The sequence below is a fragment of the Pseudomonas mangiferae genome, from assembly GCF_007109405.1.
In the GTDB taxonomy this organism is placed as follows: Bacteria; Pseudomonadota; Gammaproteobacteria; order Pseudomonadales; family Pseudomonadaceae; genus Pseudomonas_T; species Pseudomonas_T mangiferae.
Window position 1 is genome coordinate 102,976 of the sequence record NZ_VJOY01000009.1, and the last position, 14,861, is coordinate 117,836.

The following is a 14,861-nucleotide window of genomic DNA, read 5'->3' on the forward strand; positions in this document are numbered from 1 at the left end:
AACGCAGTCGCCGACCTGACCGGAAGTACCCCGACGATGAACAATCTCAAGTTCAGCCATAAGATCCTGCTGGCGGCCGCCCTGGTGGTGATCGCCGCATTCACCCTGTTCACCCTGTACAACGACTACCTGCAACGCAACGCCATACGCGCGGACCTGGACAACTATCTCGAGGAGATGGGCGGGGTCACGGCGAGCAACATCCAGAACTGGCTGTCGGGGCGGATCCTGCTGGTGGAAAGCACCGCGCAATCCATCGCCAGCGATCCCGATCCCGAGCACGTGAACCGCCTGCTGAAACAAAAGGCCCTCACCTCCACCTTCGGCTTCACCTACTTGGGCACCCAGGAAGGCGTCTTCACCATGTTCCCGGCCAGCGACATGCCGGCGGACTACGACCCGCGTACCCGCCCCTGGTACAAGGACGCCATGAGCGCCGGCGGCTCGACCCTCACCGAGCCCTACGTCGACGCCGCCACCCACGGGCTGGTGATGACCATCGCCACCCCGGCCGACCGCCTCGGCGTAGTGGGCGGCGACCTGGGCCTGGAAACCCTGGTCAACATCATCAACTCGCTGGACTTCAACGGCATCGGTTACGCGTTCCTGGTCAGCGCCGACGGCAAGGTGCTGGTGCACCCGGACAAGAACCTGGTGATGAAGAACCTGTCGGACATCTTCCCGCAGCACACGCCGCGGATCAGCACCGACATCACCGAAGCCGAGCAGAACGGTGACACCCGCATCGTCACCTTCACCCCGGTCAAGGGCCTGCCCTCGGTGAACTGGTACGTGGGCCTGTCCATCGACAAGGACAAGGCCTACTCGATGCTCAGCGAGTTCCGCACCTCGGCGGTGGTCGTCACGCTGATCGCCGTGGTGCTGATCATCCTCCTGCTGGGCATGCTGATCCGCGTGCTGCTGCGCCCGCTGAACCAGATGAGCCGCGCCATGGAAGACATCGCCCAGGGCGAAGGTGACCTGACCAAGCGCCTGGACGTCCAGGGCAAGGACGAGTTCGGCGAGCTGGCCAAGGCCTTCAACCACTTCGTCGGGCGTATCCACACTTCGATCCGCGAGGTGTCCTCCACCACCGCCCAGGTCAACGAAGTCGCCAAGCTGGTGCTCAACGCTTCCAACTCGTCCATGAGCAACTCCGACGAGCAGGCCCAGCGCACCAACAGCGTGGCCGCCGCCATCAACGAGCTGGGCGCTGCCGCCCAGGAGATCGCCCGCAATGCTGCGGATGCCTCGACCCAGGCCTCCGAGGCCCGGGTACAGTCCGAGGACGGCCGCCAGGTGGTGGAGCGGACCATTCGCGCCATGAGCGAGCTGTCGGCGAAGATCAGCGGCTCCTGCGCCAACATCGAGGCCCTCAACAGCAAGACGGTGAACATCGGGCAGATCCTGGAAGTGATCAAGAGCATCTCCCAGCAGACCAACCTGCTGGCGCTCAACGCCGCCATCGAAGCCGCCCGGGCGGGCGAAGCCGGCCGCGGCTTCGCCGTGGTGGCCGACGAGGTGCGCAACCTGGCCCACCGGACCCAGGAGTCGGCCCAGGAAATCCAGAAGATGATCGAGGAGCTGCAGGTGGGTGCCCGGGAAGCGGTCAATACCATGACCGAGAGCCAGCGCTACAGCGAGGAAAGCGTGGAGATCGCCAACCAGGCCGGCGAACGCCTGAGCAGCGTGACCCACCGCATCGGCGAGATCGACGGCATGAACCAGTCCGTGGCCACCGCCACCGAGGAACAGACCTCGGTGATCGAGACCCTGAACATGGACGTCACCGAGATCAACACCCTCAACCAGGAAGGCGTGGAAAACCTCCAGGCCACCCTGCGCGCCTGCGCCGACCTGGAACAGCAAGCCACCCGCCTGAAAGTCCTGGTAGACAGTTTCCGCATCTGACCCCCGCCGGGCCAGGGATGGCCCAACGCCCTGGACGCCCTCGCGCTACCCAGCGGATGGAAAGCGTTCACGGCATCCGCATCAATCCCGTACGCAGACGCTTGATCAACTTCGGGTCCTCAAGGCAATCCAGCGGCCTCAACCCTTCCAGCGCCGGGACCTCCTGCTCGATCCACCAAAGCCCCTCCTCGAGGCCACGCTTGCCGCGAATGATGACCGCCATGTCCAGATTCCCCCCCATGGCCTCGGCCAGGGTGCGGGCGTCGTCGTCGAGGTATTCCGCCTTGTAGTCCCCCACGTGCAACAGCCATTCGGCATCGCCTGGGTAATCGTCTTCGAGCGAATCGTCCATCGTCAGCTCCATCAGATAACAACGAAGGTGTTTGACGCTTTACAGGCGTGTACTGACCTGGAAAAGCCACGTCGAGGCTAACCCTCGTGGGGCTATTCCCGCTCTGCCTCCCGCACCAGATGCCAGGCCCGCTCGACGTCTAGCGGCTCGCCCAATGCCTCCAACAGCCGGGCGGTGGCACGCTCGCGCTGGCAGGCGACGACCGCCTGGACCTGACCGGCCTTCACCAGCAGCGCGATGAAGCGGTGCTGGTCGAGGTGCCCCTCGATCCGCTCCTCATCCCAGTCTTCGGCATGGCCGAGGTACTCGAAGCGCTTGCCGAAGTGGTAGGTCCAGAAGAACGGCACCGCCTCGAAGGCCTGGTCGGCGCCCAGCATGTTAGCGGCCGCGAGGCGTCCGTGCTGCTGGGCCAGCCGCCAGTGTTCCACCCGCAGCCACTGGCCGTCCTGGGGGTAACGGGCGATGTCGCCGCCCGCCCAGAGCCCGTCGGCGGCCCGCAGGCGATCATCGAGACGAAGCCCGCCATCCTTCTCTTTCTCCACGCCCTCGACGAAGTCCGTGGCCGGCTTCACGCCCACCCCGACCACCACCAGGTCGGCCGCCAGGCGGGTGCCGTCCTTCAGCGTCACGCCGTGTACCCGGTCTTCGCCGTCGACCTGGGCCACCTCGGTCGAGTGGAAGACCACGCCATTGTCCTCGTGCAGCGCCCGGAACATGCGCCCCAGCCGCTCGCCGAACTGCTTGGCGAACGGCGTGCCGTGGGGCGCCACCACGTGAACCGCCATGCCCGCCTTGCGCAGGGCGGAAGCGGCCTCCAGGCCGATGAACCCGTTGCCCACCACCACTGCCCGCCCCTCCGGGCGGACATCCGCGAGGATCGCCGCGGCCTGCTCCCGGCTGCGCAGCAGGTGGACGCCCGGCAGGTCGTGGCCCGGCACCTCCAGGGGCTGGGCCTCGCCTCCGCTGGCGAGGAATGCCGCGTCATAGTCCAGTACCCGCCCGTCCGCCAAAGTCGCCTGCCGGGCCCGGGCATCCAGGTGCGTCACCCGCGCGACGACGCGCTCGATGCGCTGGCGCGCCCACCAGTCCGCCGGCCGCAGGGGCGGCACCTCGTCGGGCGGCATGTCGCCGGCGAGGACGAACTTGCTCAGGGCGGTCCGGTCGTAGGGCGCCGAGGGCTCGTCCCCCACCAGCAGCACCCGTCCCGGGAAGCCGTTGTCCCGCAGGGCGGTCACCGCCGCGGTGCCGGCGGCGCCGGCGCCAATCACCAGGAACACGCGGTCGTCGTCGCCGACCGGTTCATCGGCAGGCGCCTGCAATGGCCGGGCGGATACGTACACCTCGCCCTTCTCCACCCGCACCGGGTAGCGGCGCAGTGCATCCAGGGCCGGTGGCTCGCAGAGGGCACCATCCTGGATGCGGAAATTGGCCTTGTGCCAGGGACAGATCAGCCGGCCGGCGCAGACCGCGCCCTGCTCCAGGGGCGCACCGGCATGGGGACAGGTCGCCTGCAGCGCCTGCACCTTCATGCCGTCCCGCACCAGCAGGATCGGTTCGCCGTCCACCTCCACCCGGGTGCCGCGGTCCTGGGGCAGTTCACTGAGGGTGGCGACGCGCGCGAAGTCGGCCATGGGGCATCTCCGGAAAGACTGTAGGGTTTTGGAGCCCCGCCTTCCGGCCAAGGTTTCACGCACGGGAGCCCGCCCCGTCGGGTGCTTTTCCCCGGCCGGCAAAGCCGGTAACGTCGCGCGGTCCCCCTTGCGATGGAACCTGCCATGCCCGCCCCTGCCCTGAGCGGCCCGCGCTACCTCGGCGAAGGCCTGAAACTGATGCTGCGCCCCGGCCTGCGCGCCTTCGTGCTGCTGCCGCTGAGCCTGAACCTGGCGCTGTTCATCGGCCTGGTGAGCTTCGCCGTGCGCCAGTTCCGCCACTGGGTGGAGGTGCTGATGCCGAGCCTGCCGGACTGGCTGAGCTTCCTCGAGTACCTGATGTGGCCGCTGTTCGTGGTACTCGTCCTGGTGCTGATCTACTTCACCTTCACTCTGCTGGCGAACCTGATCGCCGCGCCCTTCAACGGCTTCCTGGCGGAAAAGGTGGAGGTGGTGGCCCGTGGCCGCGACGATTTCCCGCCCTTCAGCTGGGGCGAACTGGCGGCGATGGTCCCGCGCACCCTGCGCCGCGAGCTGCGCAAGCTGGGCTACTTCCTGCCGCGGGCGGCCGGGCTGCTGGTGCTGACCGTCATCCCCGGCGTCAACCTGATCGCCACGCCCCTGTGGGTGCTGTTCGGCATCTGGATGATGGCGGTGCAGTACATTGACTACCCGGCGGACAACCACAAGCTGGCCTTCGACGACATGCTGGCCTGGCTGCGGCGCACCCGCTGGCAGAGCCTGGGTTTCGGCGGCGCGGTGTACGTGGCACTGCTGGTGCCGTTCCTGAACATCCTGATGATGCCCGCCGCCGTGGCCGGCGCCACCCTGTTCTGGGTGCACGAAGGGGGTGAGAGACAGGTGGCGCGGCGGCCCTGAGCCGGGCCTCGCGCATAAAAAAGCCCCGCTGTGCCGGGGCAAAAGTGGAACGGTCACCGCCCGGCCGGAGCCGGGCGGTATGCCTCAGACCAGGCTGGTGAGGGCGTCGCGGCTGAACGGCAGGATGTCCTGCTGGCGGCCGTCGCGGACCTTGCGGGCCCAGTCCGGGTCCACCAGCAGGGCGCGGCCGACCGCCACCAGGTCGAACTCGCCGCGGTCGAGCCGCTCCAGCAGCCCTTCCAGGCCGGCGGGCTGGGCCACCTTGTCGGTCTTGACCATGAACTGCAGGAACTCGCCGTCCAGACCCACACTGCCCACGGTGATGGTGGGCTTGCCGGTGAGCTGGCGGGTCCAGCCGGCCAGGTTGAGGTCCGAGCCGTCGAACTCCGGCTCCCAGAACCGCCGGGTGGAGCAGTGGAAGATGTCGACGCCTGCCTCTGCCAGGGGCACCAGGAAAGCCTTCAGTTCTTCCGGGGTCTGCACCAGGCGGGCGCTGTAGTCCTGCTGCTTCCACTGGGAGAAGCGGAAGATGATCGGGAAATCCGGCCCGACCGCGGCGCGCACCGCGCGGACCAGCTCCAGGGCGAACCGCGACCGGCCGGCCAGGTCGCCGCCGTAGGCGTCGTCCCGAGTGTTGCTCTCGGCCCAGAAGAACTGGTCGATCAGGTAGCCGTGGGCGCCATGGATCTCCACGCCGTCCATGCCGATGGCCTGAGCATCCCGGGCGGCCTGGGCGAAGGCGGCGATGACCGCGTCGATGTCCGCCTGGGTCATGCCGTGGACGACCACCTCGCCGTCCTTGCGCTTCTCCACCGGGCCGTAGCCGGGCACACGGGGGTCCGGCTCGGTGCCCAGGCGGCGCACGTTACCCACGTGCCACAGCTGCGGCACGATGCGGCCGCCCTCGGCGTGCACCGCGTCCACCACCCGTTTCCAGCCGGCCAGGGCATCGGCACCGTGGAAACGCGGCACGTGGGGGTAGCCGTTGGCGGCCAGGTGGCCCACCGTGGTGCCCTCGGTGACGATCAGCCCGACCCCGGCCGCCGCGCGGCGCCGGTAGTACTCCACCACGTTGTCGCCGGGCACGCCGCCCGGTGAGAACGAACGGGTCATGGGCGCCATCACCACGCGGCTCGGCAGGGTCAGCGACCCCAGGCTGAAGGGTTCGAACAGGGCATCGACGGCTGTGCTCATGGGGGTCCTCTGCCGGTGTCCACCGGCGTCTGTGTCGTGGCTGCGGGTGCGCCGAGGCGCGGTCAGGGGGTCAGCAGGCGCTCCAGGCGCCACAGGAATGCGTCGAGGGGCGCGAGGTCGTCCCCCACTTTCAGGCGGGTCAGCACGCCCTGCCAGGCGTCGGCGATGAAGCTCGCGAGGTTCCCGCAGTCCTCGTCGGCGGCCAGCTCACCGGCCGCCCGGGCGTCTTCCAGGCAGGCCTGGAGGATCTCGGCGGCACGTCGCAGGATCGCCTCCACCTGGCCGGTGATGGCAGGCGAATGGTCGGCCATCTCGAAGCCGAGGCTGCCGATGAAGCAGTGGCAGGCCCGGGCCGGGCGGCTGGCGAAGTGGGCCCGCAGATCGCCGTAGTAGGCGAGGATGCGCGCCCGTGGTGAGCGCTGCGGGTCGCCCAGGGCTTGGGCATAGCGCTCCAGGCGCGGGCCGTACAAGTGCTCCAGGGCCTGCAGGGCAAAGTCTTCCTTGCTGGCGAAGTAGTGGTAGAAGGAGCCCTTGGGGATGCAGGCAGCCTCGACGATCTCCTGCACACCGGTGGCGTGGTAGCCGCGGTGAACGATCACCTGGGCACCCCGGGCAAGGATCAGGTCGCGCTTTTCGAGTCGGTCGGGAGTCATGCCGACGAGAATATGACCGGTCGTCTAGCCAACCCCAGCACTATCGACCGGCGTGATGGGCCACCAGAAGCGGGGCTGAGGACAGGAGAGGGAAAAACGCGACGCCGCCCCGGGCGGGGGCGGCAGAAGACTCAGCCGAGGGCTTTCTCGATGGCCTGGATCAGCGCGGGGTCGTCGGGGGCGGTACGCGGCGAGAAACGCGCCAGCACCCTTCCGTCCTGACCCACCAGGAACTTCTCGAAATTCCAGGTGATCTCCCCGGGGAATTCGGCGCCCTCGCCCGCCAGCAGGCGGTACAGGGGGTGGCGGCCGGGGCCGTTGACTTCCAGCTTGCTGCCCATGGGGAAGGTCACCCCGTACTGGGTGTCGCAGAAGGACCGGATGCCCGCTTCATCGTCCGGCTCCTGGCCGGCGAACTGGTTGCACGGCAGCCCGAGTACGCTGAAACCACGGTCGCGGTAGCGCTGGTAGAGGGCTTCCAGGGCGGCGTACTGCGGGGTCAGGCCGCACTTGGATGCGACGTTGACCACCAGCACCACCTGTCCCTTGAGCGGCGCCAGGGGCAGGTCCTGGCCGTCCAGCGCACGCAGGTTGAGGTCGTGAAAGGCACTCATGACGGAACTCCTAGAGAACACGGCGCATTCCGCGCAACGGACGAAAAAGGCGCCCGCAGGCGCCCTTCCGCTTCCACTCCAGCGTAGCAGCCGGACGCTCCGCCGCTAGCGGGGAACGCACGGCGCGCCGGTCAGTGGTGGTGGCCACCTTCGCCATGGACGTGGCCATGGGCGACTTCCTCGGCGCTGGCATCGCGCACATCAACCACCTTGACCTGGAAGTTCAGGCGCTGGCCAGCCAGCGGGTGGTTGCCGTCGACGGTGACTTCGTCGCCTTCGATGTCGCGCACGGTGACGATCTGCATGCCGCCGTTGGGGCCGGAGGCGTGGAACTGCATGCCCACTTCCAGTTCGTCGACGCCTTCGAACATGGAGCGGTCCAGGGTCGCCACCAGCTCGGCGCTGTACTCGCCGTAGGCGTTCTCCGGCTCGATGGACACCTGAAGCTCGTCGCCCGGCTGCTTGCCTTCCAGCGCCTTCTCCAGACCGACGATGATGTTGCCGGCACCGTGCAGGTACACCAGCGGCGCGCCGCCAGCGGAACTGTCGATCACCTCACCGGCGTCATTGGTCAGGGTATAGTCGATGGAGACTGCCTTGTTGGCGGCGATCAGCATGGTGCGAGACCTTTGCAAAAGAATGAAGAAGGGCCAAGTCTACTCGGCGATCTGCCCGAATGCGACCCGAACCCTGACGGACGGGACGCGCCGCGGCCGCGGCTGACGGGCTTCCACCGGGACCCGGAAGGACACTGGGTGGCCGAACTGTCCTGTGGCCACACACAGCACCTGCGCCACCAGCCGCCATGGCAGAATCGCCCGTGGGTGCTCGACCCGCGGCAGCGCGAAAAGCGCCTGGGAGAGCCCTTCGCCTGTGGCTGGTGCGCCCCGCGACATCCATTCAACGAGGAAGACTGATGCCGGCACGGAACATCCTGGTAATCAACTGCGGCAGTTCGTCGATCAAGTTCGCCCTGGTCAACGAGGCCCATTCGCAATTCCCCCTGCATGGCCTGGCCGAGTGCCTGGGCAGCCGCGACGCGGTGCTGCGCTGGCAGCGGGGCGGCGAGAAGGACAGCCTGATGCTTCCCCAGGGCGACCACCGGGCGGCGCTGGCGCAGTTGCTGCCGCTGGTGCAGGGCGCCTCCGGCGGCACCCTCCACGGCATCGGCCACCGGGTGGTGCACGGTGGCGAACGCTTCACCTCGGCGCAACGCCTGACCCCTGAGGTAATCGCCGCGATCCGCGCCATCGCGCCCCTGGCGCCGCTGCACAACCCCGCCAGCCTGCAGGGCATCGACGCCGCCCTGAGCCTGTTCCCGCAGCTGCCCCAGGTGGCGGTGTTCGACACCGCCTTCCATCAGAGCCTGCCGGAGCACGCCTACCGCTACGCGGTGCCGGAGACCCTGTACCGCCAGCACGGCGTGCGCCGCTACGGCTTCCACGGCACCAGCCATCGCTACGTCAGCCGCCGCGCGGCGGAGATGGCCGGCCTGGCGGTGGGCGACAGCAGCTGGCTGGTCGCCCACCTGGGCAACGGCTGCTCCACCTGCGCGGTGGTGGACGGCCAGAGCCGCGACACCAGCATGGGCCTGACGCCCCTGGAAGGGCTGGTGATGGGCACCCGCAGCGGCGACGTCGACCCCAACCTGCACGGCCACCTGGCGCGCACCCTGGGCTGGAGCCTGGAGGAGATCGACCGGATGCTGAACAAGGACAGCGGCCTGCTGGGCCTCTCCGGCCTGTCCAACGACATGCGCAGCCTGGAGCAGGCCCGCGAGCGGGGCCACGCCGGTGCGACCCTGGCCATCGAAGTGTTCTGCTACCGCCTGGCCAAGTCCCTGGCCGCCCTGGGCTGTGCGCTGCCGCAGCTGGACGGCCTGGTGTTCACCGGCGGCATCGGCGAGAACTCGCCCCTGGTGCGCAGCAAGACCGTCGCCCACCTGCGCCTGCTGCACCTGGCCCTGGACAAAGAGGCCAACGCCCGCTGCGTGCGCGGCGTCGGCGGCGCGATCCACGTGCCGGGGCACCCGCGGGTGCTGGTGGTGCCCACCAACGAGGAACGGCAGATCGCCCTGGACACCCTGACCCTGCTGGAAGCCTGACCTCCCCGCCGGCGAGGCGCACAGGCGCTTCCCGGCAGCCGATGCCCGCCATCGGCACCGACACGGCGGAGGCGCCCCTTGCGCCCCGCCCGGCCACACGGGCCGCGTCCCGGCCGCGCCAGCACGGCGCCCGGCGAGCGGCGCACACAGAGGAACGTCGATGCACACTTTCTTCGTCGCCCCCACCGGTTTCGGTGTCGGCCTCACTTCCATCAGCCTGGGCCTGGTCCGCGCCCTGGAGCGCGCCGGGCTGAAGGTCGGCTTCTTCAAGCCCATCGCCCAGCCGCACCCGGGCGACGAGGGCCCGGAGCGCTCCACCGAGCTGATCGCCCGCACCCACGGCCTGACGCCACCGCGCCCGCTGGCCCTGGCCCACGTGGAGCGGATGCTCGGCGAGGGGCAACTGGACGACCTGCTGGAAGAAATCATCAGCCTTTACCAGCAGGCGGCGGTGGACAAGGACGTGGTGGTGGTGGAAGGCATGGTGCCGACCCGCCACGCCAGCTACGCCGCGCGGGTCAACTCGCACCTGGCCAAGAGCCTGGATGCCGAGGTGATGCTGGTCTCGGCGCCGGAAGAGGAAAGCCTCAGCGAGCTGTCGGACCGCATCGAGATCCAGGCCCAGTCGTTCGGCGGGCCGAAGGACCCGAAGGTGGTGGGGCTGATCCTCAACAAGGTCCGCGAGGAAGGCTTCGCCGCACGCCTGCAGGCCCATTCGCCGCTGCTGCGGGGCGAGGGCTTCCGCCTGCTGGGCTGCATTCCCTGGAACGACGCCCTGAACGCGCCGCGCACCCGCGACGTGGCCGACCTGCTGTCCGCCCGGGTGCTCAACGCCGGCGACTACGAACAACGCCGGGTGCAGCAGATCGTGCTGTGCGCCCGGGCGGTGCCCAACACCGTACCGCTGCTCAAGCCCGGGGTGCTGGTGGTGACCCCCGGCGACCGCGACGACATCATCCTCGCCGCCAGCCTGGCCACCATGAACGGCGTGCCCCTGGCCGGCCTGCTGCTGTGCAGCGACTTCCCGCCGGACCCGCGGATCATGGAGCTGTGCCGCGGCGCGCTGCAGGCCGGCCTGCCGGTGCTGACCGTGGCCACCGGCTCCTACGACACCGCCACCAACCTCAACCGGATGAACAAGGAAATCCCGGTGGACGACCGCGAGCGGGCCGAGACGGTCACCGACTTCGTCGCCAGCCACCTGGACCAGGACTGGCTGCGCACCCGCTGCGGCACGCCGCGGGAACTGCGCCTGTCGCCGCCGGCGTTCCGCTACCAGCTGGTGCGCCGCGCCCAGGCGGCGGACAAGCGCATCGTCCTGCCCGAGGGCGCCGAGCCGCGCACGGTGCAGGCCGCCGCCATCTGCCAGGCCCGCGGCATCGCCCGCTGCGTGCTGCTGGCCAAGCCGGAGGAGGTCCACGCGGTGGCCCAGGCCCAGGGCATCGAGCTGCCGCCGGGGCTGGAGATCCTCGACCCGGACCTGATCCGCGAACGCTACGTGGATCCCATGGTGGAACTGCGCAAGGGCAAGGGGCTGAACGCCCCCATGGCCCTGGCCCAACTGGAGGACAGCGTGGTGCTGGGCACCATGATGCTGGCCCTGGACGAGGTGGACGGGCTGGTGTCCGGCGCGGTGCACACCACCGCCAGCACCATCCGCCCGGCACTGCAACTGATCAAGACCGCGCCCGGCTACAACCTGGTGTCCTCGGTGTTCTTCATGCTGCTGCCGGAACAGGTGGTGGTGTACGGCGACTGCGCGGTGAACCCCGACCCCAGCGCTGCCGAGCTGGCGGAGATCGCCCAGCAGAGCGCGGCCTCAGCGGAAGCCTTCGGCATCCCCGCGCGAGTGGCGATGATCAGCTACTCCACCGGCGACTCCGGCAGCGGCGCCGAGGTGGAGAAGGTCCGCGAAGCCACCCGCCTCGCCCGGACGCAGCAGCCGCAGCTGTTGATCGACGGCCCGTTGCAGTACGATGCCGCCGCCATCGAGAGCGTCGGCCGGCAGAAAGCCCCCGCCAGCCCGGTGGCCGGCCGTGCGACGGTCTTCGTGTTCCCCGACCTGAACACCGGCAACACCACCTACAAGGCGGTGCAGCGCAGCGCCCAGGTGATCAGCGTGGGGCCGATGCTGCAGGGCCTGCGCAAGCCGGTGAACGACCTGTCCCGCGGTGCCCTGGTGGACGACATCGTCTACACCATCGCCCTCACCGCGATCCAGGCGGCCTCGCGCGCCTGAATCGCCCTGTGACGATCGGAAGCCCCGCAATGCGGGCGCTTCCGGTGACCGAACGGTCGGTGACAAGGCTTGCAGTCCAGTGAACAAGCGTTAACCATTGCGCCTTTTCCGACCGCCGTGAAGGAGTACGGATGGTCTCCGATTTATCTGGCACGCCACCTGCGCGCCCTTGTGGAGGCTCGATCCGCCCATGCTCAGTTTCCTGCCCGCCGTCCTGCGCGGGATCATCGCCAACCTGTTGCTGTTCGCCAACACGCTGTTCTGGTGCTGGCTGCTGTTCCTCACCGCGCTGGTGAAGCTGTGCCTGCCGTTCCAGCCGGTGCGGCGGGCCTGCAACGCCGTGCTGAACGCCATCGCCGAGTCCTGGATCGCCTGCAACAGTGGCTGGATGCGCCTGACCCAGCGCACCGAGTGGGACCTCCAGGGCCGCGAGCAACTGGGCCAGGACGGCTGGTACCTGGTCACCAGCAACCACCAGAGCTGGGTGGACATCCTGGTGCTGCAGCACACCCTCAACCGGCGCATGCCGTTCTTCAAGTTCTTCCTCAAGCGCGAGCTGATCTGGGTCCCGGTGATCGGGCTGTGCTGGTGGGCCCTGGATTTCCCGTTCATGAAGCGCTACACCAAGGCCTACCTGGCGCGGCACCCGGAAAAGCAGGGCGAGGACATGGCCACCACCCGCCGCGCCTGCGAGAAATTCCGCGACGTGCCGGTGGCGGTGTTCAACTTCCTCGAGGGCACGCGCTTCACCCGGGCGAAGCACGACGAGCAGGGTTCACCGTTCCGCTACCTGCTCAAGCCCAAGGCCGGCGGCATCGCCTTCGTCCTGGACGCCATGGGCAGGCAGCTCAAGTCCATGGTGAACATCACCATCCATTACCCGGACGGGGCACCCAGTTTCTGGGCGTTTCTCAGCGGGCAGGTGCGCAAGGTGGTGGTGCGCTACGAACAACTGGAGATCCCGGCGCAGTTCCTCGGCCGCAACTACAGCACCGACGCGGACTACCGCGCGGAATTCCAGGCCTGGGTGAATCACCTGTGGCAGGAAAAGGACGAGCAGCTGGCGCGGTTGCACCGCGAGTACCCGCCCGCCCTGCCCCGCTGAGCGGGGCGATCAGCTACTGGGCTTGGCCAGGGGCAGACGGGTCCAGTCCACCTGCATGGGGAAGGTCTCGGCGTCCGCCACCGGCAGCCCCGGCGCCACCAGGAAACCCTGCATGATCGAGCAGCCGTGCTCGATCAGCCACTGGCGCTGCTCCAGGGTCTCCACGCCCTCGGCGATCACCTCCAGGCCCAGGTTGCGCCCCAGGTCGATGATGGTGCTGACCACCGCCGCGTCCCGGGGCGAGCCCAGCATGTTGGCGACGAACAGCCGGTCGATCTTCAGGGTGTCCAGCTCGAAGTGGCGCAGGTAGGCCAGGGACGAGTAGCCGGTGCCGAAGTCGTCGATGGCCACCCGCACGCCCAGGGTGCGCAGCTGACGCAACTGCTCCCGGGTGTTGTCCAGGTCCTGCATCAGGGCGCTCTCGGTCACCTCCACTTCCAGTTGCATGGGGTTCAGCTCGTTGGCCTCCAGCACCCGCCGCAGGTCGTCCGCCAGCTGCGGCATGCCGAACTGCACCGGGCTGACGTTCAGGCTCAGCACCAGCTCGTCGCCGAAGCGCTCGCGCCACTCGCGGCACTGCCGGGCGCCCTGGCGGAAGATCCAGTCGCCAACCCGGTTGATCAGCCGGGTCTCCTCCAGCAACGGGATGAACACGTTGGGCGCCACCATGCCGGCGACCCGGTGGCGCCAGCGCAGCAGGGCTTCGAAACCCCGCAGGCGGCCGCTGTCCAGGTGGACCTGGGGTTGGTAGACCAGCAGGAAATCATCCTGCTCGATGGCGTTGCGCAGGCTTTCTTCCAGCATCAGCCGGGAGCGCGCCCGGCCGTTCATTTCTGGCGAGAAGAAGCGGTACTGCTGGCGGCCGGCGCGCTTGGCCTCGTACATGGCCATGTCGGCGGCCCGCAGCAGGCCCTCCACGGTCTGCCCGCACTCCGGGTAGCAGGCGATGCCGATGCTGGCGCCCAGGGTGACGTCGATGCCGTCCACCCGGTAGCGCACCGAGACCAGCTCGATGAGCTTCTCCGCGACCCGGGCGGCGTCCTCGGGGTGGTCCAGGGAATCCAGCAGCGCGGTGAATTCGTCGCCGCCCATGCGCGCCAGCACGTCGTAGGGCCGCATGCAGCTCTTGAGTTGCTCGCCGACCCGCCGCAGCACCTGGTCGCCGGCGTCGTGGCCGAGGGAGTCGTTGATCCGCTTGAAGCCGTCCAGGTCGAGGTAGAGCACGGCGATGCGCTTGCCGCTGCGGCCGATGCGCGCCAGGGACGACTCCACCGCCTGGTGGAAACCGCGCCGGTTGAGCAGCCCGGTGAGGGCGTCGGTGATGGCCTGGGATTCCAGTTGAGCGTGCAACTGGCGCACCACCGACATGTCCAGGGCCAGGACCACCATGGAGCGCTGCAGGCGCGGCAACGGCGAGCTGGACAGCGCCACCGGCAGCAGCCCGCCCTCGAAGGTGCGCAGGTTGGCGTCGTGCAGGCGGTAGACCTCGCCGCGCTTCCAGAAGCGGTAGAAGTCCGAGAGTTTCCAGTCGCAGCCGTTGTCTTCCAGCTCCAGGCGCGACAGCAGCGGCGTGCCTTCCAGGTCGGTGACCGAGCAGTGGAGCATCTGCGCGATGGCCGGGTTGGCGAAGTTGATCAGGCCGTCCTCGCCTACCACCAGGATGCCCTCGGCGGCGTTCTCCAGCACCGAGGCGTTGAACGCCCGGGCGCTGTCCAGCTGTTGGGTGAGGTGCACCAGGTCGCGGCGGTTGCGCTCGTGGGCCAGCAGGGAATGGATCTTGTGCCGCAGGACCTGGGGGTCGAAGGGCTTGAGGATGAAGTCCACGGCGCCGCTGGTGTAGCCGCGCAGCACGGCATCCTGGGTCTGGGCGATGGCGGAGACGAAGATGATCGGGGTGTAGCGGGTGCGCGGGTTGCCGCGCATCAGGCGGGCCACCTCGAAGCCGTCCATGTTGGGCATCTGCACGTCCAGCAGGACCAGGCTGACCTCCTCGTCCAGCATCTTCTGCAGGGCCGCCTCGCCGGAGTCGACGCAACGCACCAACCAGTCGCCCTCCTCCAGCAACGCCTCCATGGCGACCAGGTTTTCCGGCCGATCATCCACCACCAGCAGGACGTTACGCTCGGCGACGCTTTTGATCTGTGCTTGCGCCATTTCTTTC

At 68.7% G+C, this 14,861-nt stretch carries 13 protein-coding genes; 6 read left to right on the forward strand and 7 right to left on the reverse strand.

The window, feature by feature from the left end; all coding sequences use genetic code 11:
- Window positions 1–36: 36 nt before the first annotated feature.
- Window positions 37–1,911, forward strand: coding sequence for a methyl-accepting chemotaxis protein (locus tag FM069_RS13725; protein ID WP_143488927.1), 1,875 nt, complete (start codon window positions 37–39; stop codon window positions 1,909–1,911).
- 67 nt (window positions 1,912–1,978) lie between these two features.
- On the opposite strand, the gene FM069_RS13730 is transcribed toward FM069_RS13725, so the two are convergent.
- On the reverse strand, window positions 1,979–2,263 hold the full coding sequence (locus FM069_RS13730) for a hypothetical protein (protein ID WP_143488928.1): 285 nt from the start codon (window positions 2,261–2,263) through the stop codon (window positions 1,979–1,981).
- Window positions 2,264–2,355: 92 nt separating this feature from the next.
- Window positions 2,356–3,894 (reverse strand): FAD-dependent oxidoreductase, encoded by a 1,539-nt coding sequence (locus tag FM069_RS13735; RefSeq protein ID WP_143488929.1) that lies wholly within the window; start codon window positions 3,892–3,894, stop codon window positions 2,356–2,358.
- Between the two features lie 144 nt (window positions 3,895–4,038).
- Between FM069_RS13735 and cysZ the strand changes: the two genes are divergently transcribed.
- Window positions 4,039–4,791, forward strand: coding sequence for a sulfate transporter CysZ (gene cysZ, locus FM069_RS13740; RefSeq protein WP_143488930.1), 753 nt, complete (start codon window positions 4,039–4,041; stop codon window positions 4,789–4,791).
- 84 nt (window positions 4,792–4,875) lie between these two features.
- Here the strand turns inward: cysZ and FM069_RS13745 are convergent, their stop codons facing one another.
- The 4 genes from FM069_RS13745 to FM069_RS13760 form a co-directional block, all read right to left on the reverse strand.
- Window positions 4,876–5,985 carry an NADH:flavin oxidoreductase gene (locus FM069_RS13745; RefSeq protein ID WP_143488931.1) on the reverse strand — a complete coding sequence of 370 codons (1,110 nt, stop codon included), beginning with the start codon at window positions 5,983–5,985 and terminating at the stop codon, window positions 4,876–4,878.
- A gap of 62 nt (window positions 5,986–6,047) precedes the next feature.
- Window positions 6,048–6,638 (reverse strand): TetR/AcrR family transcriptional regulator, encoded by a 591-nt coding sequence (locus FM069_RS13750; RefSeq protein ID WP_143488932.1) that lies wholly within the window; start codon window positions 6,636–6,638, stop codon window positions 6,048–6,050.
- Window positions 6,639–6,769: 131 nt separating this feature from the next.
- Window positions 6,770–7,252, reverse strand: a complete 483-nt coding sequence (locus FM069_RS13755; protein ID WP_143488933.1) for a glutathione peroxidase — start codon at window positions 7,250–7,252, stop codon at window positions 6,770–6,772.
- 131 nt (window positions 7,253–7,383) lie between these two features.
- Window positions 7,384–7,869: an FKBP-type peptidyl-prolyl cis-trans isomerase gene (locus FM069_RS13760; RefSeq protein ID WP_143488934.1), complete on the reverse strand. Its 486-nt coding sequence runs from the start codon at window positions 7,867–7,869 to the stop codon at window positions 7,384–7,386.
- Between the two features lie 12 nt (window positions 7,870–7,881).
- On the opposite strand from FM069_RS13760, the gene FM069_RS13765 reads away from it, so the two are divergent.
- The 4 genes from FM069_RS13765 to FM069_RS13780 all read left to right on the forward strand — a co-directional run bounded on the left by FM069_RS13765 (window position 7,882) and on the right by FM069_RS13780 (window position 12,700).
- A complete protein-coding gene (locus tag FM069_RS13765) occupies window positions 7,882–8,169 on the forward strand; it encodes a DUF3565 domain-containing protein (protein ID WP_143488935.1) in 288 nt (95 codons plus the stop codon).
- Window positions 8,169–9,356, forward strand: coding sequence for an acetate kinase (locus FM069_RS13770; protein WP_143488936.1), 1,188 nt, complete (start codon window positions 8,169–8,171; stop codon window positions 9,354–9,356). Before FM069_RS13765 ends, FM069_RS13770 begins: the two co-directional genes overlap by 1 nt.
- A gap of 160 nt (window positions 9,357–9,516) precedes the next feature.
- Window positions 9,517–11,595: a phosphate acetyltransferase gene (pta, locus tag FM069_RS13775; protein WP_143488937.1), complete on the forward strand. Its 2,079-nt coding sequence runs from the start codon at window positions 9,517–9,519 to the stop codon at window positions 11,593–11,595.
- Between the two features lie 190 nt (window positions 11,596–11,785).
- Window positions 11,786–12,700 carry an acyltransferase gene (locus tag FM069_RS13780; protein ID WP_143488938.1) on the forward strand — a complete coding sequence of 305 codons (915 nt, stop codon included), beginning with the start codon at window positions 11,786–11,788 and terminating at the stop codon, window positions 12,698–12,700.
- Window positions 12,701–12,709: 9 nt separating this feature from the next.
- On the opposite strand, the gene FM069_RS13785 is transcribed toward FM069_RS13780, so the two are convergent.
- A complete protein-coding gene (locus FM069_RS13785) occupies window positions 12,710–14,854 on the reverse strand; it encodes a putative bifunctional diguanylate cyclase/phosphodiesterase (protein ID WP_143488939.1) in 2,145 nt (714 codons plus the stop codon).
- Window positions 14,855–14,861 lie beyond the last annotated feature (7 nt).

What these genes read in the sequence shown, in the direction of transcription:
- FM069_RS13725 (WP_143488927.1), top strand. Translation starts at nt 37, where the DNA reads ATGAACAATCTCAAGTTCAGCCATAAGATCCTGCTGGCGGCCGCCCTG.
- FM069_RS13730 (WP_143488928.1), bottom strand. Translation starts at nt 2,263, where the DNA reads ATGGACGATTCGCTCGAAGACGATTACCCAGGCGATGCCGAATGGCTG.
- FM069_RS13735 (WP_143488929.1), bottom strand. Translation starts at nt 3,894, where the DNA reads ATGGCCGACTTCGCGCGCGTCGCCACCCTCAGTGAACTGCCCCAGGAC.
- cysZ (WP_143488930.1), top strand. Translation starts at nt 4,039, where the DNA reads ATGCCCGCCCCTGCCCTGAGCGGCCCGCGCTACCTCGGCGAAGGCCTG.
- FM069_RS13745 (WP_143488931.1), bottom strand. Translation starts at nt 5,985, where the DNA reads ATGAGCACAGCCGTCGATGCCCTGTTCGAACCCTTCAGCCTGGGGTCG.
- FM069_RS13750 (WP_143488932.1), bottom strand. Translation starts at nt 6,638, where the DNA reads ATGACTCCCGACCGACTCGAAAAGCGCGACCTGATCCTTGCCCGGGGT.
- FM069_RS13755 (WP_143488933.1), bottom strand. Translation starts at nt 7,252, where the DNA reads ATGAGTGCCTTTCACGACCTCAACCTGCGTGCGCTGGACGGCCAGGAC.
- FM069_RS13760 (WP_143488934.1), bottom strand. Translation starts at nt 7,869, where the DNA reads ATGCTGATCGCCGCCAACAAGGCAGTCTCCATCGACTATACCCTGACC.
- FM069_RS13770 (WP_143488936.1), top strand. Translation starts at nt 8,169, where the DNA reads ATGCCGGCACGGAACATCCTGGTAATCAACTGCGGCAGTTCGTCGATC.
- pta (WP_143488937.1), top strand. Translation starts at nt 9,517, where the DNA reads ATGCACACTTTCTTCGTCGCCCCCACCGGTTTCGGTGTCGGCCTCACT.
- FM069_RS13780 (WP_143488938.1), top strand. Translation starts at nt 11,786, where the DNA reads ATGCTCAGTTTCCTGCCCGCCGTCCTGCGCGGGATCATCGCCAACCTG.
- FM069_RS13785 (WP_143488939.1), bottom strand. Translation starts at nt 14,854, where the DNA reads ATGGCGCAAGCACAGATCAAAAGCGTCGCCGAGCGTAACGTCCTGCTG.